Source organism: Pseudomonas sp. NPDC087690 (genome assembly GCF_044743175.1).
GTDB lineage: Bacteria > Pseudomonadota > Gammaproteobacteria > Pseudomonadales > Pseudomonadaceae > Aquipseudomonas.
In genome coordinates, this window is the sequence record NZ_JBIUVX010000017.1 from 65,645 (window position 1) to 87,908 (window position 22,264).

Consider the following 22,264-nt stretch of genomic DNA (forward strand, 5'->3'; position numbering starts at 1 on the left):
GGAACCGCCCGTGACTTCCATCTTCTGGTACGACTACGAAACCACTGGCATCAATCCCCGTAGCGACCGCCCGTTGCAGGTCGCCGGGATTCGCACCGACCACGACCTCAACGAAATCGACGAGCCGGTCAATCTCTATTGCCAGCCCAGCGAAGACATCCTGCCGCATCCGGCGGCGTGCGCGATTACCGGCATCACCCCGAGCCAGCTCGCCGACAAGGGTTTGAGCGAAGCCGATTTCATGACCAGGGTGCATGCGCAACTGGCGGCGCCCGGTACCTGCGGCGCCGGTTACAACACCCTGCGTTTCGACGACGAGATGACCCGTTACAGCCTGTATCGAAATTTTTTCGATCCCTACGCCCGTGAGTGGCAGGGTGGCAACAGTCGTTGGGACCTGATCGACGTGGTGCGGGCCGCCTACGCATTACGCCCCGACGGGCTGGTCTGGCCGACCGATGACGAAGGCCGCGTCACCCTCAAACTCGAGCGCCTGACCGCCGCCAACAATATTGACCATGGCCATGCCCACGAAGCGTTGTCGGACGTACGCGCAACCATCGCACTGGCGCGGCTGATCCGCGAGAAACAACCCAAGTTGTATGACTGGCTGTTTCAGTTGCGCAGCAAACAGAAAGTCATGGACCAGATTCGTCTGTTGCAGCCGATGGTGCATGTTTCCGGGCGCTTTTCGGCAGCGCGCCATTACATCGGTGTGGTGCTGCCACTGGCCTGGCACCCGAAAAACCGTAATGCCTTGATCGTCTGCGACCTGCACCTCGACCCGCAGGGTTTGCTCGACCTGGACGCACAAACCCTGCGCCAGCGCCTGTACACCCGCCGCGATGACTTGCTTGAAGGTGAGTTGCCGGTGCCGCTGAAGCTGATTCACGTCAACCGTTGCCCGGTGGTGGCGCCGCTTGCGGTGTTGCGTCCGGCAGATCAGCAACGCCTGGGCCTGGACATGGCGCTTTATCAGGAACGGGCACTGCGGCTAACTGACGCACAACTAGTCTGGAAAGATAAAGTTGCGACTATTTATGCCAGCGAAGACTTCACCCCGAGCGAGGATCCGGAACAACAGTTGTACGACGGATTTATCGGTGACCGTGATCGACGTCTATGTGAGCAAGTGAGAACCGCCGACCCTGCGCAATTAGCGCAAGAGCAGTGGCCTTTCGATGATGAACGTTTGCCCGAGTTGCTCTTTCGATATCGAGCACGCAACTTTCCCGATACGTTGAGTTTTGAAGAGCAGGAACGCTGGCGAATATTTTGTCAGCAGCGTTTGTGCCAAGCCGAAATGGGTGCACCCAATACCCTCGATTCTTTTACGCAGGCGTTGGAGCAATGGATGCTTAATGCTGCGCCGATGCAAAGCCAGGTACTCGGTGAATGGCAGAATTATGTCGAAGCATTGCGCAAACGTTTGAATCTTTGAAATCGAACATGTCCGCCCGACAATAGCGGGAATAAAAAAACGCCAGCGCAAGCTGGCGTTTGTTTTTATCGCAGAACGTTCTGCGAAGGCATTGCGGCTTAGCCCAGCAGGGTAGCCCAGCCTTCAACCACGTCACCGCCCCACTTGGCTTTCCACTCTTTCAGAGTTTTGTGGTTGCCACCTTTGGTTTCGATGACTTCGCCATTGTGCGGGTTTTTGTATTGCTTAACTTTGCGTGCACGTTTGGTGCCGGTAGTTTTTACTGCACCGCCACGTGGAGCTTTGGATTTTGCATCCGGATCCAGCAGGGCAATGATGTCACGCAGGGACTTGGAGTATTCGCCCATCAGGGTGCGCAGTTTGCCTTCGAATTCCAGCTCGGCTTGCAGTTTGTCGTCTTGCGACAGGTTCTTCAAACGGGCTTGCAGCTCTTTGATAGCTTCTTCGGTGGCGCGATATTCGTTGATCAAGGACATGATTACTACCTTAGTAGGATGCTGAATGGCAGGGGACAGTGGCGCAATAATAGTCAGGGTGTTTCATCAAGTAAACATTTAACCGGAGTTTTTATTTGAATTAGTTGCAGGGTATTAGCGACAAACTGAATATTCAGTTAAATAGTGTGATGCAGTCATCACAGATATTCACACTTGTCTGATCAAACGGTGCTGTCGGCGCGCCATCATGCTGACGATTATCCCCGTGAAAACGTCGTACGCCGTGGCCGCGCCCACGCCAGCACTCATCGATACTGCAGTTTTCCTGCGCAGTCGCTAGAATGGCGGCCTTTGCGAAGTTCTGGAGTTTTCCCCTCATGCGCACTTTTCGGCTGGTGATATCTTGCCCGGACCGCGTTGGCATCGTTGCCAAAGTCAGTAATTTTCTGGCAGCCCACAATGGCTGGATCACCGAAGCGAGCCACCACTCGGATAATCAGGTCGGCTGGTTCTTCATGCGTCACGAAATTCGTGCCGATTCGCTGCCATTCGGTATTGAAGTATTGCGCGAGAAGTTTGCGCCAATCGCCGAAGAGTTTTCGATGGACTGGCGTATTACCGATACCGAGCAGAAAAAACGCGTCGTGCTGATGGCCAGCCGCGAATCTCACTGCCTCGCCGACTTGCTGCACCGCTGGCACAGCGACGAACTGGACTGTGAGATCTCCTGCGTGATTTCCAACCACGATGACCTGCGCAGCATGGTCGAGTGGCACGGCATTCCTTATTACCATGTCCCGGTCAATCCGCAGGACAAGCAACCGGCCTTCGACGAAGTGTCGCGTCTGGTCAAACAGCACGATGCCGAAGTGGTCGTGCTGGCGCGCTACATGCAGATCCTGCCGCCGGACATGTGCCGTGAATACGCGCACAAGGTGATCAACATTCACCACAGCTTCCTGCCATCGTTCGTTGGCGCGAAGCCGTACCACCAGGCTTCCCTGCGTGGCGTGAAACTGATCGGCGCGACCTGCCACTATGTGACCGAAGAGCTGGACGCCGGCCCGATCATCGAGCAGGACGTGGTACGCGTCAGCCACAGTGACAGCATCGAAGACATGGTGCGTTTCGGCCGTGACGTCGAGAAGATGGTGTTGGCCCGTGGCCTGCGTTATCACCTCGAAGATCGCGTGCTGGTGCACGGCAACAAGACTGTGGTGTTCTGATCGAGCGCCCGCAGGCTTGAAGAACCAAGGGTCTGGGCGTTCAATTGTCCAGACCCTTTGTCATTTCTGCTTTGAGGAAAAGCCATGACCGATCCACTGGACAAAGCCACTTCCAAAGCACCGGCGACGTTGGGCGAGGGTTGTTTGAGTCGCTACGACCCGGAGGACATGAGCTCGGAGGATGGCACCGAGTTTCCCGGTGCGGCTGAATTGTGGGAGCAGGTAAAACCAGAGTCGGACGATGAAACAGGCGAAGCCTGAAAAGATCGTCCGATCGCGGCCCGAGCCTTCGGCAGCTCCTGCAGGTGTAAGCGTTCAATATAGGAGCTGCCGAAGGCTCGGGCCGCGATCGGACGATCTTTTAAGCTTGACGCACTTTCATCAGTTTCCTCAGCAACGGCCGCCCCAGCATCAACAAAAACACCGGGCCACCCACCAGCAGATAAAAGTAATACGTCACCACCCGCCAGATCAGAATCGCCGCTGCTGCCGTCGATTTCCCCACCATCGGCGCCAACAGCGCCGCCGAGGTCAATTCCGCCGCCCCCGCGCCACCTGGCAACAGACTGAACTGCCCGGCGCCGAGCGAAAGCATCTGCACCAGGAAACTCCAGGCCCACTGCAAGTCCGCGCCAAGCCCGCGCAACGCCAGATACAACACGCTGTAGCGCAGCAACCAATGCACGCAGGTCAGGGCAAAGACTTTGACCAGTGTCTGCCATGGCAACTTCAAGGTGTCGGTGAATGCCGCGAGAAAGTGCAGCAACTTGCGCGCCCAGCGCCGTCGAGTAATGGCGCTGACGTTCATCCTGGCCAACAAGCGGCCGCTGAGGCGAATCAATACGCGGTGATAACGCGCCACCAGCACGCAACTGAACAAGCCACCCAACAACGAAACCGCACTGACCATCAGCAGCCATTCCAGGCGATCACTGAGGTGCTGAAACAGCGCGTAAATCAGAATCCCGCTTAGCGCACAAAGAAAGAACAGCAGGTCACTCAGTTGATCCATGGCGAACACAGCGCTGCCCCGCGCCGGGCGCACGCCGCTGCGAGCGAGCAGGGCCATGATCGTCAACGGCCCGCCACTGCCGCCGGGTGTGGCGCAATAGGCGAATTCGGCAGCCATCACCACGCCGAGACTTCTCATTGGCGTGACCCGGTCGCGTTGATCGCCGAGCAACAGACGCAAGCGCAGGGTGTTGATGCCCCAGCAGAGCAGAATCATGCCGAACATGATCAACAACCACAGCAGCGGAAAACTTTGCAGGCGCGACCAGGTGTCGCCACCGCCAAGCACGACCGGAATCAGCACGGCCGCGAGCAGGCCGATCAGCAACAAAATACTGCGGCTCACGCGGCGTGTTCCCGTTGACCGCGCTGTCGGGCGAGCCAGTTGATTTTGGTCATCGGTTTGCGTCCTTCGTCGAGCAAATGTTCAAGGGTGTGCAGCCAGTAATCACGGGAAAAACCGTGGCGCATGTCCACGGGGTGCAAGCCTAGCCGAATCACCGGTGCCTGACGCCAGCGCTGCTGACGCTGCTCGCTGACTATTTTTGACAAACCCCGACGCCAGGCGCTGCGGGCGCTCCAGACCAGCCCCGGCGCGTCGATGGCGGTGAAATCCGGTAATCGATAAAGATGCTGCGGATCACTGGTGTAGCTCAGCGGCAATTCACGCAGTGCCTGACGGGTGCCATCGCTCATCAACCACGCCGGGGCGACGAAGCCGTGCAGCGGCCAGTCATGGCGCTGGAACACTTCGATACCGGCGCGCACACGGGCGAGGGCGGCTTCACGGGACAAACGATAGAACTCCCCTTCATGGGTGTAAACACGGCGCATGAACCAGTCGCGCGGCGTGGTCGGGGCAGGCTCTTGGTCGTCGTGGAAATACCCGTGCAACGCCAACTCATCGCCACGGGCGACACGCTTATCGAGCATTCGACAAAACGCCGGATGATCGTCGAGGGCATCGTGCCGGTGGAAATCGGGCACCACCAGCCAGGTCAGCGGCACATTGCCCAGTGCATCGACCGCCTCGACAAAGGTCTGATAGTCCGCCCACGTCGACGGCGCTACGTCATGCAGCACCAGCAATACGGCGGGCGCACGCGGGGACTCAAGCATTGGCCACCCGTGGCAAGGTGTGGCCGAGGGCGGCGTGATAATGACTGAGCAGGCTGTCGACGACGGTGTCCCAGGCGTAATAGCGTTCGACGTGCTGACGCGCTCGCTGGCCGAGGTTTGCGCAGCCGCGGCTGTACAACTCGCGCACGGCATTGGCCATGGCCTGCGGATTGTTTGGTGTGCACAGCAGACCGCAGGATTCGTCGACGATTTCTTCGAACGCTCCGGCAGCGACGGCGACCACCGGAATGCCGCACGCCATCGCTTCGAGGATCACCAGACCAAAGGTTTCCTGATCACCGGCATGCAACAGCGCATCGGCACTGGCCATCAGGCGTGCGACCTTCGGCGCCGGGCAGAATTCGTCGATCACCGTCACGTTGTCCGGCACCAGCGCCGGCATTGATGAGCCGACCAGCAGCAGGTGATAGCGCGGGCCGAGGCGCTGCATGCACTTGAGCAGCACCGGCAGGTTTTTCTCCTTCGAACCACGCCCGGCGAAAATCAGCAGGCGCGTGTCTTCGGCCAGACCCAGTTCTGCGCGCAGACCAGGGTCACGAGCCTCGGGGTGGAAGGTTTGCAGATCCACACCCAATGGTTGAACGTAGACATTGCGCACGCCCAGGCCAATCAGTTTGTCGGCCATCACCTGGCTTGGCGCGAGCACGCGGTCGAAGTTGCCGTAAAGCCTGGTGACATAAGCCTCGACATTCGGCGTGACCCAATGGCCCATGCGATTGCTGACCAGCAACGGCAGGTCCGAGTGATAGAAGCCGATGACCGGCACGTCCAGCGTCCGCCGTGCATCCAGAGCGGCCCAAGCCGTAAGGTAGGGATCGCCGACTTCAATCAGATCCGGCTGCAAATCCTCCAGGACATTTCGCCAAGGAGCCAGACGCAGCGGAAAACGGTAACCCTTGCCGAAGGGCAGGGCCGGGGCAGGCACCGTGTAGAGGCCGTCGTGTTCGCCGAAGTCGGCGCCGGGGATCAGCAGGCTGTGGCGAATGCCGGGCCTGACGCCCAACCGGCGGTGCTTGGCATCCAGATAAGTGCGCACGCCACCGCTGGCCGGGGCGTAGAACATGGTGATGTCGGCGATGTGCACGGTGATCAACCCTCCGCTGCGTGGTTCTCCCTTGGTTGACCTTTATCAAGAATAGATGTTCGGTCGGGATTGCGCGGTGGAGCTGAAGAGCTTCAGAGCCCCTCACCCTAACCCTCTCCCGGAGGGAGAGGGGACTGACCGAGGTGTCTGGGCTTGATTCATCGACCTGAACGTCTTCAGTCGAACTCAGGTTTTGAACAGCATGAAGATCGGCTCCCTTTCCCCCTCGCCCTCTTGGGGGCGGTCCGACGTTTCGGGAGGGCTGGGGTGAGGGGGTAGGCTTTTGATCTTAAATCCGGAAACTACCCACAAGCTGTTTCAACCGCGAAGCCTGCTGCTCCAGATCCGAGCAAGCCCGCAACGTCGCCTGCAAGTTCTCCACGCCTTCCTGGTTCAGCGTGTTGATCTCGGTGATGTCGACGTTGATCGACTCGACCACAGCGGTCTGCTCCTCGGTCGCGGTCGCCACCGACTGGTTCATCCCGTCGATCTCGCCAATACGCTGGGTCACGCTGTTCAAACGCTCCCCGGCGAGGTTGGCAATTTCCACGCTGTCCTGGCTGTGGCGCTGGCTGTCACTCATGGTGCTCACCGATTCACGGGCGCCGACTTGCAGCTCCTCGATCATCGTTTGCACTTGCTGCGCCGATTCCTGGGTACGATGCGCCAGATTGCGCACTTCATCCGCCACCACGGCGAACCCACGGCCGGCCTCACCGGCACGCGCAGCTTCGATCGCGGCATTGAGCGCCAGCAGGTTGGTCTGCTGGGAAATGCTGGTGATCACTTCAAGAATCTGGCCGATGTTCACGGTTTTGCTGTTCAGCGATTCGATGTTGCTGCTCGACGCGCTGAGCATGCTCGACAGCTGATTCATCGCCTTGATGCTGCGATCCACCACTTGCTGGCCATCTTCCGCCAGACCGCGAGCATCGCTGGCCTGGTTCGAGGCCTGCGCAGCGTTGCGGGCGATTTCCTGTGCCGCAGCGCCGAGCTGGTTGATCGCTGCAGCCACGCTGCTGGTACGCGAGGCCTGTTGATCAGAGTTGTACATCGACGAGTTCGACGCAGCGACCACGCGCAGGGCGACTTCGTTGACTTGCCCGGTGGCCGACGACACTTCGCGGATCGAGCCGTGGATACGCTCGACGAAGCGGTTGAATGCGGTACCCAGAACACCGAACTCATCGTTATTGACGATGGTCAGGCGTTTGGTCAGGTCGCCTTCGCCGTCGGCAATGTCTTCCATGGCGCGGGTCATGACGTGCAGCGGCTGGATCAGGATGCGAATCAGCATGCCAAGCAGAGCAAGGATGATCGCCACGGCAATCACCGTGGCAATCACCGCCGACGTACGGAACTCGCTGAGCATCGCGAACGCCTGATCCTTGTCCACCGACAGACCGATGTACCAGTTCACTGACGGCAAGCCTTTGATCGGCGCGAAGGTGACGATGCGGGTTTTGCCATCAACGGTGACTTCACTGAAGTCGCTGCTGATGCGCGGGGTGTCCTGTGGATAAGCTTCCTTGAGTGATTTCATCACCAGGGCTTTGTCCGGGTGGACGAGGATCTTGCCGTCGGCGCTGACCAGGAACACATAACCCATGCCGTCGAAGTCGCGGGCGGCGAGGGTGTCGACCAGCGATTGCAGGCTCAAGTCGCCGCCTACCACGCCGACGCTCTGGCCGGCCTTTTTCGAGGCGGTGGCGATGGAGATGATCAGTTGCCCGGTGGCGGCGTCGATGTACGGTTCGGTCAGGGTCGAGGTGCTGCTGCTCTCGGCACCTTTATACCAAGGGCGCACGCGTGGATCGAAACCGTCCGGCATCTTCGTGTCCGGGCGGATAGTGAAATGCCCGGTGGCATCGCCCAGATAAGTGGCCATGAACGTCGAGGTCAGGGTCTTCTGTTCGAGCAGGCTGGCGACGTTGGCGGGTTCGGGATTGATCGAAATGTTCTGGGCGGCGTTCTCGATCAGCAGAATGCGACCGTTGAGCCAGGTCTGGATGCTGCCGGCGGTGACCTCGCCCATCTCGTTGAGATAGTTGTTCAGGTCATCGCGGATCGCATTGCGCTGTAGCCAGTCGTTGTACAAGGTAAACGAGGCGAAGGCGGCAATGACGATGAGGGCGGCGGCAAGCAAGATTTTATGGCTGAAGCGCAGATTTTTGTTCATGGCTTGGGGTTCCGCTAAGGTCTTAGTGTCCAGGGCGTGCTTTTATAGAGGCGCGCGAAATGGGCAACGGTGAAAACAAGCTGATATTTCCGTCTCTCCTTAGGGAAATGTCCGGCCCGACTTATGGTCGGGCTCTCACCTTTGTGTATCGGCCATGCAGAATCAAAGATTAACCATTGGGTGACAAAATGCCTGACTCATCGCAACTCGTTATCGGCGCGGACCTCGCGGGGCAACAGCTTGGTCAGGCCATGCGCCTGGCGAACCGCCACGGGCTGGTCGCCGGCGCCACCGGTACCGGTAAAACCGTTACCTTGCAACGTCTGGCCGAAGCGTTCAGTGACGCCGGGGTCGCGGTGTTTGCCGCTGACATCAAGGGCGATCTGTGTGGCCTCGGTGCTGCCGGCAACCCGCAGGGCAAGGTTGCCGAGCGCATTGGCGGGATGCCGTGGCTCAACTACAAGGCGCAGGCTTATCCGGTGACCTTGTGGGATATCCACGGCGAATCCGGTCATCCGTTGCGCACTACGTTGAGTGAAATGGGCCCGTTGTTGATCGGCAGCCTGCTGGAACTGACCGACAGTCAGCAGGCGGCGCTCTACGCAGCGTTCAAGGTCGCTGATCGTGAAGGCCTGTTGCTGCTGGACCTGAAGGACCTGAAAGCGCTGCTCAATCACCTCAAGGACAACCCGCAACTGTTGGGCGAAGACGCTGCATTGATGACCACCGGTTCCAGCCAGGCGCTGTTGCGCCGCCTGGCGACACTGGAACAGCAGGGCGCCGAAGCCTTGTTTGGCGAGCCGGCGCTGCAACTCGAAGATATTCTGCAACCGGCGGCTGATGGCCGTGGGCGCATTCATCTATTGGACGCCAGTCGTCTGGTGCATGAGGCGCCGAAAGTCTACGCGACGTTCCTGTTGTGGCTGCTGGCTGAGCTGTTTGAGCAACTGCCCGAACGCGGCGATGCCGACAAACCGCTGCTGGCGTTGTTTTTCGATGAGGCGCATTTGTTGTTCGGCGATACGCCCAAGGCTTTGCAGGAGCGTCTGGAACAAGTGGTGCGGCTGATTCGCTCGAAAGGCGTTGGCGTGTATTTCGTCACCCAGTCGCCAGCGGACTTGCCCGATGATGTGCTGGCCCAGCTTGGCCTGCGAATCCAGCATGGCTTGCGCGCCTTCACCGCCAGGGAGCAGAAGTCCCTGCGCGCGGTGGCAGATGGCTTCCGGCCGAATCCGGCGTTCGATACGTTGTCGGTGTTGACGGAGCTGGGGATCGGCGAAGCGTTGGTCGGAACCCTTGCCGAGAAGGGCACGCCGGAAATGGTCCAGCGTGTGCTGGTGGCGCCACCGCAATCGCGAATCGGGCCGCTGACCGAGACCGAACGAACCGTGCTGATTGCCGGATCGCCGTTCAAGGGCCGCTATGACAAGCCGATCGATCGTGAGTCGGCGTATGAGATTCTCATGGGGCGTAAAGGCTTGGCGCCTGACGCCGAGGCACCCGCCGGCAAGCCTGCGGTTGAAGAACCAAGCCTCGCCGACAGGGCCGGAGAGTTTCTCGGCACCGCTGCCGGGCAAGCGCTGAAATCCGCCATGCGCCAGGCGGCCAACAATCTGGGCAAACAACTGGTACGCGGCCTTATGGGCTCTTTACTCGGTGGCAGCAAACGCCGCTGATCCAATGTAGGAGTGAGCCTGCTCGCGATTGCGGTATGCCAGTCACGACAATGTCGACTGTTTCACCGCTATCGCGAGCAGGCTCACTCCTGCAATTATTGATAGCTGTCAGGTTTTGTCTTTCGCGTGCGCCGCCAGGCGTTCCAGCGCCGCGCGCAACCCCGGATCACTGATCCCGTCTGCTGTCGCCTGAATCGTCGCCGCCGCATCCGTCGACAAATCCATGGTATGCCCGGTCGCTCCGCGCTGCACCGTCGGCGGCTGCACCTTGAACAGAATCCGCGTCAAACTGGCGAACTCATCGAACATCTGCAGTTGCCGCTGCAAACGCTTTTGCTGGTAGCGCAAGCGTGTGGCCCAATGGCCATCGGTGATAATCAGCAGCAAACTGCCCTCGCGCCACGACGCCACATGGCAGTGTTCGCGGGCGGCGGGTTGCAGTTGACTTTCGAGCAGGCGCTGCAAATGGCCCAGTCGCTGGGCATGGCCGAGGATGGCCTTGAGCGGCTTGGCTTCGCGCAAGAGAACGGCGGGTGCTCTGGCCGTAAGAGGGCGAAATGCCATGATCGAACACCTGAAGTAACAGAATCGCCATGGTAGCAGAAAGGCCGATCTCACTCGCCCATTGCTTTTGCCCCCGCTTTACCCATTAAATCAACGACTAACTTCTGCCTTGTATGACTTGAAGTTGAGCAAAACGCCCCTATTTTAAGTGAGCCCCGTCAAAGCGCAGTGCCAGCATCGTGGAACATCGCCACTTTCCTCACTTCCGTTTCCGGGTAGAATGCTCGTTCGCATGCGGCCATGAGGGCTGCACGGGCGACGCTCACGGGGCCGCCCTCCATCCCTTTAGTGTGGAAGATCCTGCCGATATGTTTGCGCCTTTGTTAAAGAAACTTTTTGGAAGCAAGAACGAGCGTGAAGTCAAACGCATGCTCAAGACGGTGCAGCTCGTCAATGCCTTCGAAGAGCAAATGGTGGCCCTTTCGGACGATCAATTGCGCGCCAAGACCAATGAGTTCAAGGCCCGCATCGCCAAAGGGGAAACCCTCGACAAGCTGTTGCCAGAAGCTTTTGCGGTCGCCCGCGAAGCCGGCAAGCGCATCATGGGTATGCGTCACTTCGACGTGCAGCTCGTCGGTGGCATGACCTTGCATGAAGGCAAGATCGCCGAAATGCGCACCGGTGAGGGTAAAACCCTCGTAGCGACCCTGGGTGTTTACCTCAACGCATTGTCCGGCAAGGGCGTGCACGTTGTGACAGTGAACGACTACCTGGCGCGTCGTGACGCCAACTGGATGCGCCCGCTGTATGAATTCCTCGGCCTGACCGTCGGCGTCGTGACGCCGTTCCAGCCGCCGGAAGAGAAGCGTCTGGCCTACGCCGCCGACATCACCTACGGCACCAACAACGAATTCGGTTTCGACTACCTGCGCGACAACATGGCGTTCAGCATGGAAGAAAAATTCCAGCGCGAACTCAACTTTGCCGTGATCGACGAAGTCGACTCCATCCTCATCGACGAAGCGCGTACCCCGCTGATCATTTCCGGTCAGGCCGAGGACAGCTCCAAGCTGTACATGGAGATCAATAAACTGATCCCGCAGCTGGAGTTGCACGTCGAAGAAGTCGAAGGCGAAGTCACCAAGGCTGGCCACTACACCGTTGACGAGAAGACCCGTCAGGTCGAACTCAACGAAGCCGGTCACCAGTTCATCGAAGACATGCTCACCCGCGTCGGCCTGCTGGCTGAAGGCGAGAGCCTGTACTCGGCACATAACCTGGGCCTGTTGACTCACGTGTATGCCGGTCTGCGTGCGCACAAGCTGTTCAACCGCAACATCGAATACATCGTGCAGGACGGCCAGGTCGTACTGGTCGACGAACACACCGGCCGTACCATGCCGGGTCGTCGTCTGTCCGAAGGCCTGCACCAGGCCATCGAAGCCAAGGAAGGTCTGAACATCCAGGCCGAGAGCCAGACCCTGGCATCGACCACGTTCCAGAACTACTTCCGTCTGTACACCAAGCTGTCCGGCATGACCGGTACTGCCGACACCGAAGCGTTCGAATTCCACCAGATCTATGGTCTGGAAGTGATGGTCATTCCGCCAAACAAGCCGTTGGCGCGTAAAGACTTCAATGACCTGGTGTTCCTCACCGCCGAAGAGAAATATGCGGCAATCGTTGCGGACATCAAGGAAAGCATGGCGGCCGGTCGTCCGGTGCTGGTGGGTACTGCCACCATCGAAACCTCCGAGCACATGTCCGCATTGCTCGTGAAGGAAGGAATCGAGCACAAGGTTCTCAACGCCAAGTTCCACGAAAAAGAAGCCGAGATCATCGCGCAGGCCGGTCGTCCGGGCGCTCTGACCATCGCCACCAACATGGCTGGTCGTGGTACCGACATCCTGTTGGGCGGTAACTGGGAAGTTGAAGTCGCGTCGCTGGAAAACCCGACCCCTGAGCAGATTGCCCAGATCAAGGCCGACTGGCAGAAGCGTCACCAGCAAGTGCTCGAATCGGGCGGCTTGCAGGTTATTGCGTCCGAGCGTCACGAATCCCGTCGTATCGACAACCAGCTGCGTGGCCGTGCCGGTCGTCAGGGCGATGCCGGTTCGAGCCGCTTCTACCTGTCGCTGGAAGACAGCCTGATGCGCATTTTCGCCTCTGACCGGGTGAAGAACTTCATGAAAGCCCTGGGCATGCAGCCGGGCGAAGCGATCGAGCACCGCATGGTGACCAACGCAATCGAGAAGGCGCAGCGCAAGGTTGAAGGCCGCAACTTCGACATTCGCAAGCAACTGCTCGAGTTCGACGACGTCAACAACGAACAGCGTAAAGTGATCTATCACATGCGTAACACGTTGCTGGCCGCTGACAACATCGGTGAAACCATCGCCGATTTCCGTCAGGACGTGCTCAACGCGACCGTCAGTGCGCACATTCCACCGCAATCGCTGCCAGAGCAGTGGGACGTGGCCGGTCTGGAAGCTTCGATTGCCAGCGACTTTGGCGTGACATTGCCGATCCAGCATTGGCTCGACGAAGACGATCACCTGTACGAAGAAACCCTGCGCGAGAAGCTCATGACCGAGCTGATGGCGGCGTACAACGAGAAAGAAGATCAGGCCGGTGCCGAGGCACTGCGCTCGTTCGAGAAACAAATCGTACTGCGCGTGCTGGACGATCTGTGGAAAGACCACCTGTCGACCATGGATCACTTGCGTCACGGTATCCACCTGCGTGGCTATGCCCAGAAGAACCCGAAGCAGGAGTACAAGCGCGAGTCGTTCACGCTGTTCTCCGAGCTGCTCGATTCGATCAAGCGCGACTCGATCCGTGTGCTGTCGCACGTTCAGGTTCGCCGCGAAGATCCGGAAGCCGAAGAGCAACGTCTGCGTCAGGAAGCCGAAGCACTGGCCGCCCGCATGCAGTTCGAACACGCTGAAGCCCCGGGCCTGGAGCAACCGGAAATACTCGGTGAAGAGGTCGATGTGGCCCTCGCCACTGCGCCGGTTCGCAACGAGCAGAAGCTGGGCCGCAACGAACTGTGCTACTGCGGTTCGGGCAAGAAATTCAAGCATTGCCACGGGCAGATCCAGTAAAACCCGTTTCAATCGCTGAAATACCCGCGCCGCGACCGGCTCCTGCCGTCGCGGCGTTTTGCCATTCAAACCACCGTCGCCGCGAGTGACGGTGCTGACTTCATTGAGTAAGGAGCGCATTCATGGCTGTTGGTCTTGGTCCTTTGCCAACGTTGCACCCGGTTGCCGGTTTTGAACTCGGTATCGCCTCGGCCGGCATCAAGCGCCCCGGGCGCAAGGATGTCGTTGTGATGCGCTGCGCCGAAGGCTCGACCGTTGCGGGCGTGTTCACCTTGAACGCGTTTTGCGCGGCACCGGTGATCCTGGCGAAAAAACGCGTGCAGAATGCTGTGCGCTATCTGCTGACCAACACTGGCAATGCCAACGCTGGCACCGGTGAGCCGGGGCTGGCCGCCGCTGAACGCACCACTGCGAAGCTGGCTGAGCTGACCGGCGTTGATGCCGGCCAGATCCTGCCGTACTCCACCGGTGTGATCGGTGAGCCACTGCCAGTCGAGAAGATCGAAGGCGCGCTGCAAGCCGCGCTGGACGACTTGTCGGAAAACAACTGGGAAGCCGCCGCCACCGGCATCATGACCACCGACACCCTGCCGAAGGGCGCCAGCCGTCAGTTCGAACATGACGGCGTGACCATCACCGTTACCGGCATCAGCAAAGGCGCGGGCATGATCCGTCCGAACATGGCGACCATGCTCGGATACATTGCCACTGACGCCAAAGTCTCCCGCGAAGTCCTGCACAATTTGATGCTCGACGGCGCCAACAAGTCGTTCAACCGCATCACCATCGACGGCGACACCTCGACCAACGACTGCTGCATGCTGATCGCTACAGGCAAGGCTGCACTGCCGGAAATCACCCGCGCCGAAGGCGAGCTGTTCGCCAAACTGAAGCAAGCGGTATTCGAAGTGTGCATGGACGTCGCCCAGGCCATCGTGCGCGACGGCGAAGGCGCGACCAAGTTCGTCACCGTTGAAGTGAATGGCGGCGGCAATTACCAGGAATGCCTGGACGTTGGCTATACCGTGGCGCACTCGCCGCTGATCAAGACCGCGCTATTCGCCTCTGACCCGAACTGGGGTCGCATCCTGGCGGCCGTCGGTCGTGCCGGCGTGCCGGATCTGGACGTGAGCAAGATCGACGTGTTCCTCGGCGCCGTGTGCATCGCCAGCCGTGGCGCCCGCGCGGCGACCTACACTGAAGCGCAGGGTTCGGCGGTGATGCAGCAGGAAGAAATCACCATCCGTATCGAACTGGGTCGCGGCGATTGCAGCGAAACCATCTGGACCACTGACCTGTCGCATGAGTACGTGAAGATCAACGCCGAATACCGCACTTGATTTAACCTGAGACCGAGTCGCCTGCATCGCGAGCAGGCTCACTCCTACAGTGGTTTGTGAACGCCACAGATCACCTGTAGGAGTGAGCCTGCTCGCGATGGCGACCTGTCAGGCACCAAAGATTCTGGACTGTTCCTCCTGATGAAAGGCACCCAACCATGTCCCTGCACCTGATCATCGGCGACAAACTGCTTTCCTCCTGGTCCCTGCGCGCCGCCCTGGCGCTCGAACTGACCGGCGCACCCTACAGCGAAGAACTGATCAAGCTCGGCAAGCCCGACACCCGCGAACTGCTGCTCAAGCATTCGCCGACCGCCAAAGTCCCGCTGCTGCAAACAGCGCGTGGCACCATTGCCGACTCACTGGCCATTGCCGAATACCTCGCCGAGACATTCCCGTCCGAGCAACTCTGGCCGACGGATATTTTCGCCCGCGCTCAGGCCCGATCTGCCTGCGCACAAATGCACAGCGGCTTCTTCGCCATGCGCAATCACATGCCATTCAACCTCCACCATGACGCACCGCTGAACCCGGTACCGCCAGAAGTGAAGGTCGACATCGAACGCATGCTCGCGCTGTGGGCCGAGTGCCGCGCCGCCGCCACCGAGAGCGGACCTTATCTGTTTGGCCGCGTCAGTCTGGCCGATGCCTTCTTCGCGCCGATTGCCGTGCGCCTGCGCACCTATCAGGTGCAACTGCCGGCCGCCGACGAAGCCTATGTTGAAGCCGTCTACCAATGGCCCGCCTTCAAGGCGTGGCAGAAGGCCGGACTGGAGGAATTGAATCCGTGAAACGTGTACACGTCGCCGCCGCCGTCATCCGTGACGACAGCGGCAAAATCCTCATCGCCCGCCGCGCCGACTCACAGCATCAAGGTGGGTTGTGGGAGTTTCCCGGCGGCAAGGTCGAGGTGGATGAGACAGTTGAAAGCGCACTGGCCCGTGAGCTGCACGAGGAGTTGGGCATCGTCGTTGTTGCTGCCCGGCCGTTGATCAAGGTGCGTCACGACTACCCCGACAAGCAGGTGCTGCTGGATGTCTGGGAAGTCTCGGCATTCACCGGCGAACCTCACGGTGCCGAAGGTCAGCCATTGGCCTGGGTCGCGGCGAAGGAGTTGGTGAACTACGAGTTTCCCGCGGCCAACCAGCCGATCGTAGCGGCGGCGCGTTTGCCGGCTGAATACCTGATCACCCCGGAAGACCTGGAAACCCCGGCGTTACTGCGCGGTATCCAGAAGGCGATTGCCGGTGGGATCAAGTTGATTCAGCTGCGCGCGCCAAATGGCTATGACCCCAAGTATCGCGATTTGGCGGTCGATGCGGCCGGCCTGTGTGCGGGCAAGGCGCAGTTGATGATCAAGGGGCCGTTCGAATGGCTTGGCGATTTCCCGTCGGCCGGTTGGCACATCACCGCTGCGCAATTGCGTAAGTACGCGGCGGCGGGGCGTCCGTTGCCGGCGGAGCGCTGGTTGGCGGCGTCGTGTCACAACGCTGAAGAGTTGGCGCTGGCCGAGCAGATGGGTGTGGACTTTGTGACCTTGTCACCGGTGCAGCCGACGCTGACTCACCCGGATGCGCAGCCGTTGGGCTGGGATCAGGCTGCGGCGTTGATCGAGGGATTCGGTAAGCCGGTGTTTCTGTTGGGTGGGGTAGGCCCGGCGGAGCGCGAAAAAGCCTGGGGCGTTGGTGCACAGGGTGTGGCGGGGATTCGCGCGTTCTGGCCTGATTCTCTGTAAAGGCAGCAGGCCTCATCGCTGGCAAGCCAGCTCCCACAAGGTTTTGTGTCGTTCACAAATGTTGTGTACAACTCGAAACCTGTGGGAGCTGGCTTGCCAGCGATGGCGGCCGGTCAGGCGCTACATCTCTGTCGGTTTTGGGGCCGGTTGCCAAAGAATCTCCGCAATCCCCTGCCGCCGCGCAATCAACCGCGCCGCCACAAACAACAAATCCGACAACCGATTGATATACGCCAGCCCGACCCCGGCCAATGGCTCGATCGCATTCAAGTGCTGACACCGCCGCTCGGCACTCCTCGCCAGGCTGCGACATACATGCGCCTGTGCAATCAGCATCGATCCACCCGGCAAAATGAAATTCTCCAGCGGCCCCAGCTCTTCATTCCAGACATCGATTGCTGCTTCCAGCCGTTCGATTTCCGCCGCGTTCAACGCCTGATACTCCGGCATCGCCAGCTCGCCACCGAGATCGAACAGCCGATGCTGACAAGGCGTAAGCACCTCGATCAATTCGTTCAGCCCTGGAAACGCCTCCCGCTCGGCAATCAACCCAGAGAGCAATACGCCGACCTGACTGTTCAGTGTATCGACCTCGCCAATTGCCTCGATGCGCGGGTGATCCTTTGGCACGCGACGGCCGTCGCCCAGGCCGGTTTCGCCTTTGTCGCCAGTGCGGGTGTAGATCTTCGACAAGCGAAAGCCCATGGGTTACCTCGGTAGTTGACTGGTTTCGGCGCCGATGGCTGCAGGCGGCGTCAACGGCAGACGCAAGGTGAAGCAGGTGCCCTGACCGGGCGCGGACTGCACTTCCATCTGGCCTTTGTGATTGTTGGTGATGATGAAGTACGACACCGACAAGCCAAGTCCGGTGCCCTGACCAATTTCCTTGGTGGTGAAGAACGGCTCGAAGGTGCGTTTGCGCACGTTCTCGCTCATGCCGATGCCATTGTCTTCGACTTGAATTTCAGCCCACGGCGGATTGAGTCGAGTGCGCAGAATGATCCGCCCCGGCTCGCTGTCGTCTTCGCGCTGGTGAATCGCCTGCGCAGCGTTTTTCAGAAGGTTGAGCAGCACCTGTTCCAGTTCGTTGGCCGTGCCCGGAACCGGGCCGAGTGCCGGGTCGAACTGGCGGATGATCGCCTGCCCCTTGAAGTCGAAACCGATGGCCAGATCGAAGTCGTTGCCAGCGATCTCTACCGCTTGATCGATCAGCGCCGGCAGATCGCACGGCGCCATCTGGCGGGTGCTGCGGCGACTGAAACTGAGCATGTGCGTGACGATTTTCGCCGCCCGTGCGCCGGCCTGCTGAATGCCGTCGAGCAGTTGCGGTACTTCGCGGCCTTGCAGATAACGGTTGACCGTTTCGATTTCAATACCGAGTTGCTCAGCGGTTTCGAGGTTCTTCGGCAGGTCGGCCGAGAGCCGCCGGCGAATGTTTTGCACGTTATGCAAGATTGCGCCCAGCGGGTTGTTGATCTCGTGGGCCATACCGGCGGCGAGCCCTCCGACCGAGAGCATTTTCTCCGACTGCACCATCATTTCCTCCAGCGACAGGCGCTGGGTAATGTCGTCGATGCGGATAACCACACCGCGTCCGGCACCGCCCATCAGCGGATAAAACGTCAGCGCATAATGCTTGGGCTCATCGTCCTTGAACCATGTTACCCGCTCGATCTTCGCCACAGTGTGCTGTTCGACGGTCTGCTTGAGCTGTGGCAAAAACGGCTTCAACGGTTCGAAGGCGAGGAAAATCGGCTGGTTCAGCGCCTCGTCCAGTCGCGTGCCCGAGAGGGCGCTGGCTTCCTGGTTCCATTGGGTGACGTAGAGCTGCTCGTCGAGGGCGATCAGCGCCGAAGGCATCGAGTCGATAATGCTGTTGAGGTAGTTCTGAAAGCCGGTGAGTTTCTTCTCGATCTTGCTGCGCACCTGGACCTCCAGCTCCAGTTTGCGATTGGTGTGACGCGTTTCCTCGGCCAGTCCCTGTGCCTGATCATAAGCTGCTTGCGAGTCGTCGCGGGCGCGCTTGAGCTGTTGCTCGCGGGCTTCGATGCGCGAGAGCATGGTGTTGAACGCCTCGGCGAGGCTGCCGATTTCGTCGTGGTTGCCGCGCGAGGCGCGCAGGGCGTAGTTCTCTTCGCGGGTGACCTGACGCGAGAGTTCTTCCAGTTGATGGATCGGCCGGGTGATCAGGCGTTTGATCTGGCGGGCAATCACTAGCCACAACAGCACGCTGAAGATCAGGATGCCGAGACTGGCGGTCAGGGTGCCGGTGTAGAACGCCATCGGCAGTTCGCTGCTCGCCACCAACAGCAGATGGCCGGGCGCGGTGCCGGGGCGGGGCAGGGTGATCAACTGGTTGCTGCGAAACTCGGTGAGTTGCCAGGCTTCGATGTGCCGATAGCGTTCCGGCAATTTGAGTTTGTCGCCGCGCTGCACCTGCGCGAGGCGTTCGCCTTTGCCGTCATATATCGCAGCGGCGCGTAATGGCGAATAGCTGTCGAGCTCCTTGAGCAGGCGTTCGGCGCTCTCCGGCGATTGCAGGGACTCGCTGACCAGGCTCGGGTTGGCGATCAGTCGGCCGATGGTCTGCAACGCCTGCGGCGCCATGCTCTCCTGAGAGATGTAGTAGGCGGCGCTGATAAAGGTCAGGTTGGCGACCAGCAAAACCGTGGTCAACAACACCAGCAGGGCGGCCAGCAGTTTCTGGCCGACCGGCAGGTTTTCGAGGCGCTGGCGCAATGGCATCAGGTTTATCGCAGCAAAGGAACAAGTGGCCAGCGTAGCCGCTGCTCAGTCGCTGGGCAATCCAAGGCTGTGCAGATGCGCGACCAGTCGCTGCTGCATTTGCTTGAGGTGCGGCAGATTCAATTGATGGCGGATGGCAACTTTGCAGGCGTGGCCCAATAGATAGCTGATTTCGGTGCGTCGCCGGTTGGCCACGTCTTGGTACATCGAGGAGTAATTGGCCGCCGTCGCCTGAATCACCCGTTCGACTTCTTGCTGCAGGTTCTCAGCGGCAGCGGGTTGGCCGCAGCGCTGCAGCAACTCGGCGAGTTCGGCGCACAGCGTGGCGACTTCGCAGTGATGATCCTGCAAACCACCGTTGCGGCAGTGGTGCAGCACGGTCAGTGGATTGATCGCGCAGTTGAGCGCCAGTTTGCGCCACAGCCGTGTGAGGATATCGGTACTCCACTCGTGGGGAATGTTCGCGGCTTGCAGATCCTCCAGCCAGATCGGCGCGACCGGATGAGTGACATCACCCAGCCAAGTGAAGCCGTGACCGGCGAACACTACGCGCCAGTCGCCATCGCGAAAGGCGCCTTCGGTGCTGGAAGCGCTGATGCAGCGAGCCTGGGGTATCAGGGTGGCGACGGCGTCCTGACTGCCGAGGCCGTTTTGCAGCAGGATCAGCTCGGCATCCTCTGTCAGGCGTGGGGCGAGGCGGGCAACAGCGCTTTCGGCGTCATAGGCTTTGCAGGCGACCAGCAAGCGCCGAATCGCCGAAGGGCTGTCCGGCGTTTCGCCCGGCACTGCATAGGTACTGGCCTGGCCTTGTTCAACCAGGGTCAAGCCGCCGGCGGCTTCATAGCTGCGCAGGCGCTCGGTGTTCCGCAGGATCAGTCGGACCGGCAAGCCGGCACGGGCCAGGCGTGTAGCCCACAGCGTGCCGAGACTGCCGGCGCCGAGAATGTGCCAGGTGGTCGACATCAGTTTTTTGCTCGATTGCGTACAGGCATGTGTGGCTCGCCGTGTTCGTAGGAAAAGACCCGTTATAATGAGCCCGATTTTAACCGCAAGCCAAGCGCGCTCCATCCACATCGAGCGCGCCTTTTTATTGGAGAGATTACATGCCGTCGTTCGACGTGGTATCCGAACTGGACAAACACGAACTCACCAACGCGGTCGAGAACGCCGTGAAGGAACTCGATCGTCGTTATGACCTGAAAGGCAAAGGCAGCTTCGAGTTCAAGGAAAAGGACCTGACCGTGAGCCTGACCGCTGAAGCCGGGTTCCAGCTCGAAGCGATGATCGAAATCCTCAAGCTGGCGCTGGTCAAGCGCAAGATCGACGTGCAGTGCCTTGAGGTCAAGGACGCTTACGCTTCGGGCAAGCTGATGAAGCAGGATGCCGTGCTCAAGGAAGGCATCGACAAAGAGCTGGCGAAGAAGATCGTCGGCCACATCAAGGACGCCAAGCTCAAGGTCCAGGCTGCCATTCAAGGCGAGCAGGTTCGTGTGACCGGCAAGAAGCGTGATGACCTGCAGGAAGCCATCGCTGCACTGCGTGCCAAGGAATTCGGCATGCCGCTACAGTTCAACAACTTCCGCGACTAAGCTTTCCGGTCGGGGGAACCTCTCGGCGTTTTCAGCGTCCGAGGCCCAAGCAGCGGCAGAAACGATTGAGCCCAGCAGGTTCGGTCTTTCTGCCGTTTATTTTTTAAGCCCGGGTAGCCGGAAATCAGGAGATAGAACATGGATTTGAATGCTGAGGTGGACAACCTGGTCAAGGCGTCCCAGGCGTGGATCCCGATGATCATGGAGTATGGCAGCCGTGTGCTGCTGGCGGTGATTACCCTGGCCATCGGTTGGTGGCTGATCAACAAGGTCACACAGAAACTCGGTGGTCTGTTGGCCCTGCGCAATGCCGATCTGGCGCTGCAAGGCTTCATCAGCAGCCTGGCCAACATCATTCTCAAAGTGCTGCTGATTGTCAGCGTTGCTTCGATGATCGGTGTCGAGACCACCTCCTTTGTGGCTGCCATCGGTGCTGCCGGTCTGGCCATCGGTCTGGCATTGCAGGGCAGCCTGGCGAACTTCGCTGGCGGCGTGTTGATTCTGCTGTTCCGTCCATTCCGTATCGGTGACTGGATCGAAGCGCAAGGCGTGTCGGGTACGGTCGACAGCATCCAGATTTTCCACACCGTGCTGCGTACTGGCGACAACAAGACCATCATCGTGCCTAACGGTAATCTGTCGAACGGCATCATCACCAACACCAATCGTCAGCCGACCCGTAAGGTCGTGTTCGATGTCGGTGTCGATTACGAAGCCGATCTGCAGAAGGCCCGTCAGGTTCTGCTGGATCTGGCCAAGGATGATCGCGTATTGCAGGATCCGGCACCCCAGGCCGTCATTTCGACTTTGGGCGACAGCTCGATCACTGTTTCCCTGCGTGTGTGGGTTAAAACCGCAGACTATTGGGATGTAATGTTCATGTTTAACGAACAGTCGCGTGATCGTTTAAAGACTGCCGGTATTGATATTCCTTTTCCACAGCGCGTGATTCGCGTGGTGCAGGAGTCGGCAACACAATGATAGGTTGCTAATTAATTGCCTGACTTATCGGTCAGGCAGTTAATTGAAGTCACAGGCAATAAAAAAGGCCCA

At 59.6% G+C, this 22,264-nt stretch carries 19 protein-coding genes and 1 pseudogene; 10 read left to right on the top strand and 10 right to left on the bottom strand.

What is annotated here, in order from left to right:
• Positions 1 to 10: 10 nt before the first annotated feature.
• Complete coding sequence (sbcB, locus tag ACIPIZ_RS17375) at positions 11 to 1,441, top strand: exodeoxyribonuclease I (RefSeq protein ID WP_105707047.1); 1,431 nt, start codon at positions 11 to 13, stop codon at positions 1,439 to 1,441.
• Positions 1,442 to 1,539: 98 nt separating this feature from the next.
• Here the strand turns inward: sbcB and mvaT are convergent, their stop codons facing one another.
• A complete protein-coding gene (gene mvaT, locus ACIPIZ_RS17380) occupies positions 1,540 to 1,917 on the bottom strand; it encodes a histone-like nucleoid-structuring protein MvaT (protein WP_064391821.1) in 378 nt (125 codons plus the stop codon).
• Positions 1,918 to 2,255: 338 nt separating this feature from the next.
• On the opposite strand from mvaT, the gene purU reads away from it, so the two are divergent.
• Together purU and ACIPIZ_RS17390 are read left to right on the top strand one after the other, a co-directional pair.
• Positions 2,256 to 3,104: a formyltetrahydrofolate deformylase gene (gene purU, locus ACIPIZ_RS17385; protein WP_007912774.1), complete on the top strand. Its 849-nt coding sequence runs from the start codon at positions 2,256 to 2,258 to the stop codon at positions 3,102 to 3,104.
• Between the two features lie 84 nt (positions 3,105 to 3,188).
• Complete coding sequence (locus ACIPIZ_RS17390) at positions 3,189 to 3,365, top strand: hypothetical protein (RefSeq protein WP_163024097.1); 177 nt, start codon at positions 3,189 to 3,191, stop codon at positions 3,363 to 3,365.
• A 100-nt stretch (positions 3,366 to 3,465) separates the two neighbouring features.
• On the opposite strand, the gene ACIPIZ_RS17395 is transcribed toward ACIPIZ_RS17390, so the two are convergent.
• From ACIPIZ_RS17395 to ACIPIZ_RS17415, 5 genes and pseudogenes are all read right to left on the bottom strand, one after another.
• Positions 3,466 to 4,461 carry a YbhN family protein gene (locus ACIPIZ_RS17395; RefSeq protein ID WP_401166298.1) on the bottom strand — a complete coding sequence of 332 codons (996 nt, stop codon included), beginning with the start codon at positions 4,459 to 4,461 and terminating at the stop codon, positions 3,466 to 3,468.
• On the bottom strand, positions 4,458 to 5,234 hold the full coding sequence (locus tag ACIPIZ_RS17400) for a DUF2334 domain-containing protein (RefSeq protein WP_401166301.1): 777 nt from the start codon (positions 5,232 to 5,234) through the stop codon (positions 4,458 to 4,460). The genes ACIPIZ_RS17395 and ACIPIZ_RS17400 overlap by 4 nt, the downstream gene beginning before the upstream one ends.
• On the bottom strand, positions 5,227 to 6,348 hold the full coding sequence (locus ACIPIZ_RS17405) for a glycosyltransferase family 4 protein (protein ID WP_401166304.1): 1,122 nt from the start codon (positions 6,346 to 6,348) through the stop codon (positions 5,227 to 5,229). The genes ACIPIZ_RS17400 and ACIPIZ_RS17405 overlap by 8 nt, the downstream gene beginning before the upstream one ends.
• A gap of 280 nt (positions 6,349 to 6,628) precedes the next feature.
• Entirely contained in the window at positions 6,629 to 7,393 is a 765-nt protein-coding gene (locus ACIPIZ_RS17410; RefSeq protein WP_371043227.1) for a methyl-accepting chemotaxis protein, read from the bottom strand.
• A gap of 93 nt (positions 7,394 to 7,486) precedes the next feature.
• Positions 7,487 to 8,518: pseudogene (locus ACIPIZ_RS17415) on the bottom strand (cache domain-containing protein); the annotation flags it as partial.
• 188 nt (positions 8,519 to 8,706) lie between these two features.
• Between ACIPIZ_RS17415 and ACIPIZ_RS17420 the strand changes: the two are divergent.
• Positions 8,707 to 10,194, top strand: a complete 1,488-nt coding sequence (locus ACIPIZ_RS17420) for a helicase HerA-like domain-containing protein (protein ID WP_105707252.1) — start codon at positions 8,707 to 8,709, stop codon at positions 10,192 to 10,194.
• A gap of 108 nt (positions 10,195 to 10,302) precedes the next feature.
• On the opposite strand, the gene ACIPIZ_RS17425 is transcribed toward ACIPIZ_RS17420, so the two are convergent.
• A complete protein-coding gene (locus ACIPIZ_RS17425) occupies positions 10,303 to 10,758 on the bottom strand; it encodes a DUF721 domain-containing protein (protein WP_401166307.1) in 456 nt (151 codons plus the stop codon).
• 308 nt (positions 10,759 to 11,066) lie between these two features.
• On the opposite strand from ACIPIZ_RS17425, the gene secA reads away from it, so the two are divergent.
• From secA to ACIPIZ_RS17445, 4 genes are all read left to right on the top strand, one after another.
• On the top strand, positions 11,067 to 13,802 hold the full coding sequence (secA, locus tag ACIPIZ_RS17430) for a preprotein translocase subunit SecA (protein ID WP_401166310.1): 2,736 nt from the start codon (positions 11,067 to 11,069) through the stop codon (positions 13,800 to 13,802).
• Positions 13,803 to 13,924: 122 nt separating this feature from the next.
• On the top strand, positions 13,925 to 15,142 hold the full coding sequence (gene argJ, locus ACIPIZ_RS17435; RefSeq protein WP_401166312.1) for a bifunctional glutamate N-acetyltransferase/amino-acid acetyltransferase ArgJ: 1,218 nt from the start codon (positions 13,925 to 13,927) through the stop codon (positions 15,140 to 15,142).
• Positions 15,143 to 15,300: 158 nt separating this feature from the next.
• On the top strand, positions 15,301 to 15,933 hold the full coding sequence (locus ACIPIZ_RS17440) for a glutathione S-transferase family protein (protein WP_401166314.1): 633 nt from the start codon (positions 15,301 to 15,303) through the stop codon (positions 15,931 to 15,933).
• Positions 15,930 to 16,877 (top strand): Nudix family hydrolase, encoded by a 948-nt coding sequence (locus tag ACIPIZ_RS17445; protein ID WP_122662879.1) that lies wholly within the window; start codon positions 15,930 to 15,932, stop codon positions 16,875 to 16,877. Before ACIPIZ_RS17440 ends, ACIPIZ_RS17445 begins: the two co-directional genes overlap by 4 nt.
• 120 nt (positions 16,878 to 16,997) lie before the next feature.
• On the opposite strand, the gene ACIPIZ_RS17450 is transcribed toward ACIPIZ_RS17445, so the two are convergent.
• From ACIPIZ_RS17450 to ACIPIZ_RS17460, 3 genes are read right to left on the bottom strand one after another with little or no spacing between them, the layout of a single operon-like run.
• Positions 16,998 to 17,582, bottom strand: coding sequence for a cob(I)yrinic acid a,c-diamide adenosyltransferase (locus tag ACIPIZ_RS17450; protein WP_401166316.1), 585 nt, complete (start codon positions 17,580 to 17,582; stop codon positions 16,998 to 17,000).
• A 3-nt stretch (positions 17,583 to 17,585) separates the two neighbouring features.
• Positions 17,586 to 19,622 carry a PAS domain-containing sensor histidine kinase gene (locus ACIPIZ_RS17455; protein ID WP_105707026.1) on the bottom strand — a complete coding sequence of 679 codons (2,037 nt, stop codon included), beginning with the start codon at positions 19,620 to 19,622 and terminating at the stop codon, positions 17,586 to 17,588.
• Positions 19,623 to 19,667: 45 nt separating this feature from the next.
• A complete protein-coding gene (locus ACIPIZ_RS17460) occupies positions 19,668 to 20,585 on the bottom strand; it encodes a putative 2-dehydropantoate 2-reductase (RefSeq protein WP_401166319.1) in 918 nt (305 codons plus the stop codon).
• A gap of 140 nt (positions 20,586 to 20,725) precedes the next feature.
• On the opposite strand from ACIPIZ_RS17460, the gene ACIPIZ_RS17465 reads away from it, so the two are divergent.
• Together ACIPIZ_RS17465 and ACIPIZ_RS17470 are read left to right on the top strand one after the other, a co-directional pair.
• On the top strand, positions 20,726 to 21,211 hold the full coding sequence (locus tag ACIPIZ_RS17465; RefSeq protein WP_007912755.1) for a YajQ family cyclic di-GMP-binding protein: 486 nt from the start codon (positions 20,726 to 20,728) through the stop codon (positions 21,209 to 21,211).
• Positions 21,212 to 21,349: 138 nt separating this feature from the next.
• The gene (locus tag ACIPIZ_RS17470) at positions 21,350 to 22,192 is read left to right on the top strand and encodes a mechanosensitive ion channel family protein (protein WP_064391795.1); all 843 of its coding nucleotides are present in this window, start codon (positions 21,350 to 21,352) and stop codon (positions 22,190 to 22,192) included.
• Positions 22,193 to 22,264: the final 72 nt, after the last annotated feature.

Excerpts from the sequence above, each read along its gene's own strand:
- mvaT (WP_064391821.1), bottom strand. The coding sequence starts at position 1,917 with ATGTCCTTGATCAACGAATATCGCGCCACCGAAGAAGCTATCAAAGAG.
- purU (WP_007912774.1), top strand. The coding sequence starts at position 2,256 with ATGCGCACTTTTCGGCTGGTGATATCTTGCCCGGACCGCGTTGGCATC.
- ACIPIZ_RS17390 (WP_163024097.1), top strand. The coding sequence starts at position 3,189 with ATGACCGATCCACTGGACAAAGCCACTTCCAAAGCACCGGCGACGTTG.
- ACIPIZ_RS17400 (WP_401166301.1), bottom strand. The coding sequence starts at position 5,234 with ATGCTTGAGTCCCCGCGTGCGCCCGCCGTATTGCTGGTGCTGCATGAC.
- ACIPIZ_RS17410 (WP_371043227.1), bottom strand. The coding sequence starts at position 7,393 with ATGTACAACTCTGATCAACAGGCCTCGCGTACCAGCAGCGTGGCTGCA.
- ACIPIZ_RS17420 (WP_105707252.1), top strand. The coding sequence starts at position 8,707 with ATGCCTGACTCATCGCAACTCGTTATCGGCGCGGACCTCGCGGGGCAA.
- ACIPIZ_RS17425 (WP_401166307.1), bottom strand. The coding sequence starts at position 10,758 with ATGGCATTTCGCCCTCTTACGGCCAGAGCACCCGCCGTTCTCTTGCGC.
- secA (WP_401166310.1), top strand. The coding sequence starts at position 11,067 with ATGTTTGCGCCTTTGTTAAAGAAACTTTTTGGAAGCAAGAACGAGCGT.
- argJ (WP_401166312.1), top strand. The coding sequence starts at position 13,925 with ATGGCTGTTGGTCTTGGTCCTTTGCCAACGTTGCACCCGGTTGCCGGT.
- ACIPIZ_RS17440 (WP_401166314.1), top strand. The coding sequence starts at position 15,301 with ATGTCCCTGCACCTGATCATCGGCGACAAACTGCTTTCCTCCTGGTCC.
- ACIPIZ_RS17450 (WP_401166316.1), bottom strand. The coding sequence starts at position 17,582 with ATGGGCTTTCGCTTGTCGAAGATCTACACCCGCACTGGCGACAAAGGC.
- ACIPIZ_RS17455 (WP_105707026.1), bottom strand. The coding sequence starts at position 19,622 with ATGCCATTGCGCCAGCGCCTCGAAAACCTGCCGGTCGGCCAGAAACTG.
- ACIPIZ_RS17460 (WP_401166319.1), bottom strand. The coding sequence starts at position 20,585 with ATGTCGACCACCTGGCACATTCTCGGCGCCGGCAGTCTCGGCACGCTG.
- ACIPIZ_RS17465 (WP_007912755.1), top strand. The coding sequence starts at position 20,726 with ATGCCGTCGTTCGACGTGGTATCCGAACTGGACAAACACGAACTCACC.
- ACIPIZ_RS17470 (WP_064391795.1), top strand. The coding sequence starts at position 21,350 with ATGGATTTGAATGCTGAGGTGGACAACCTGGTCAAGGCGTCCCAGGCG.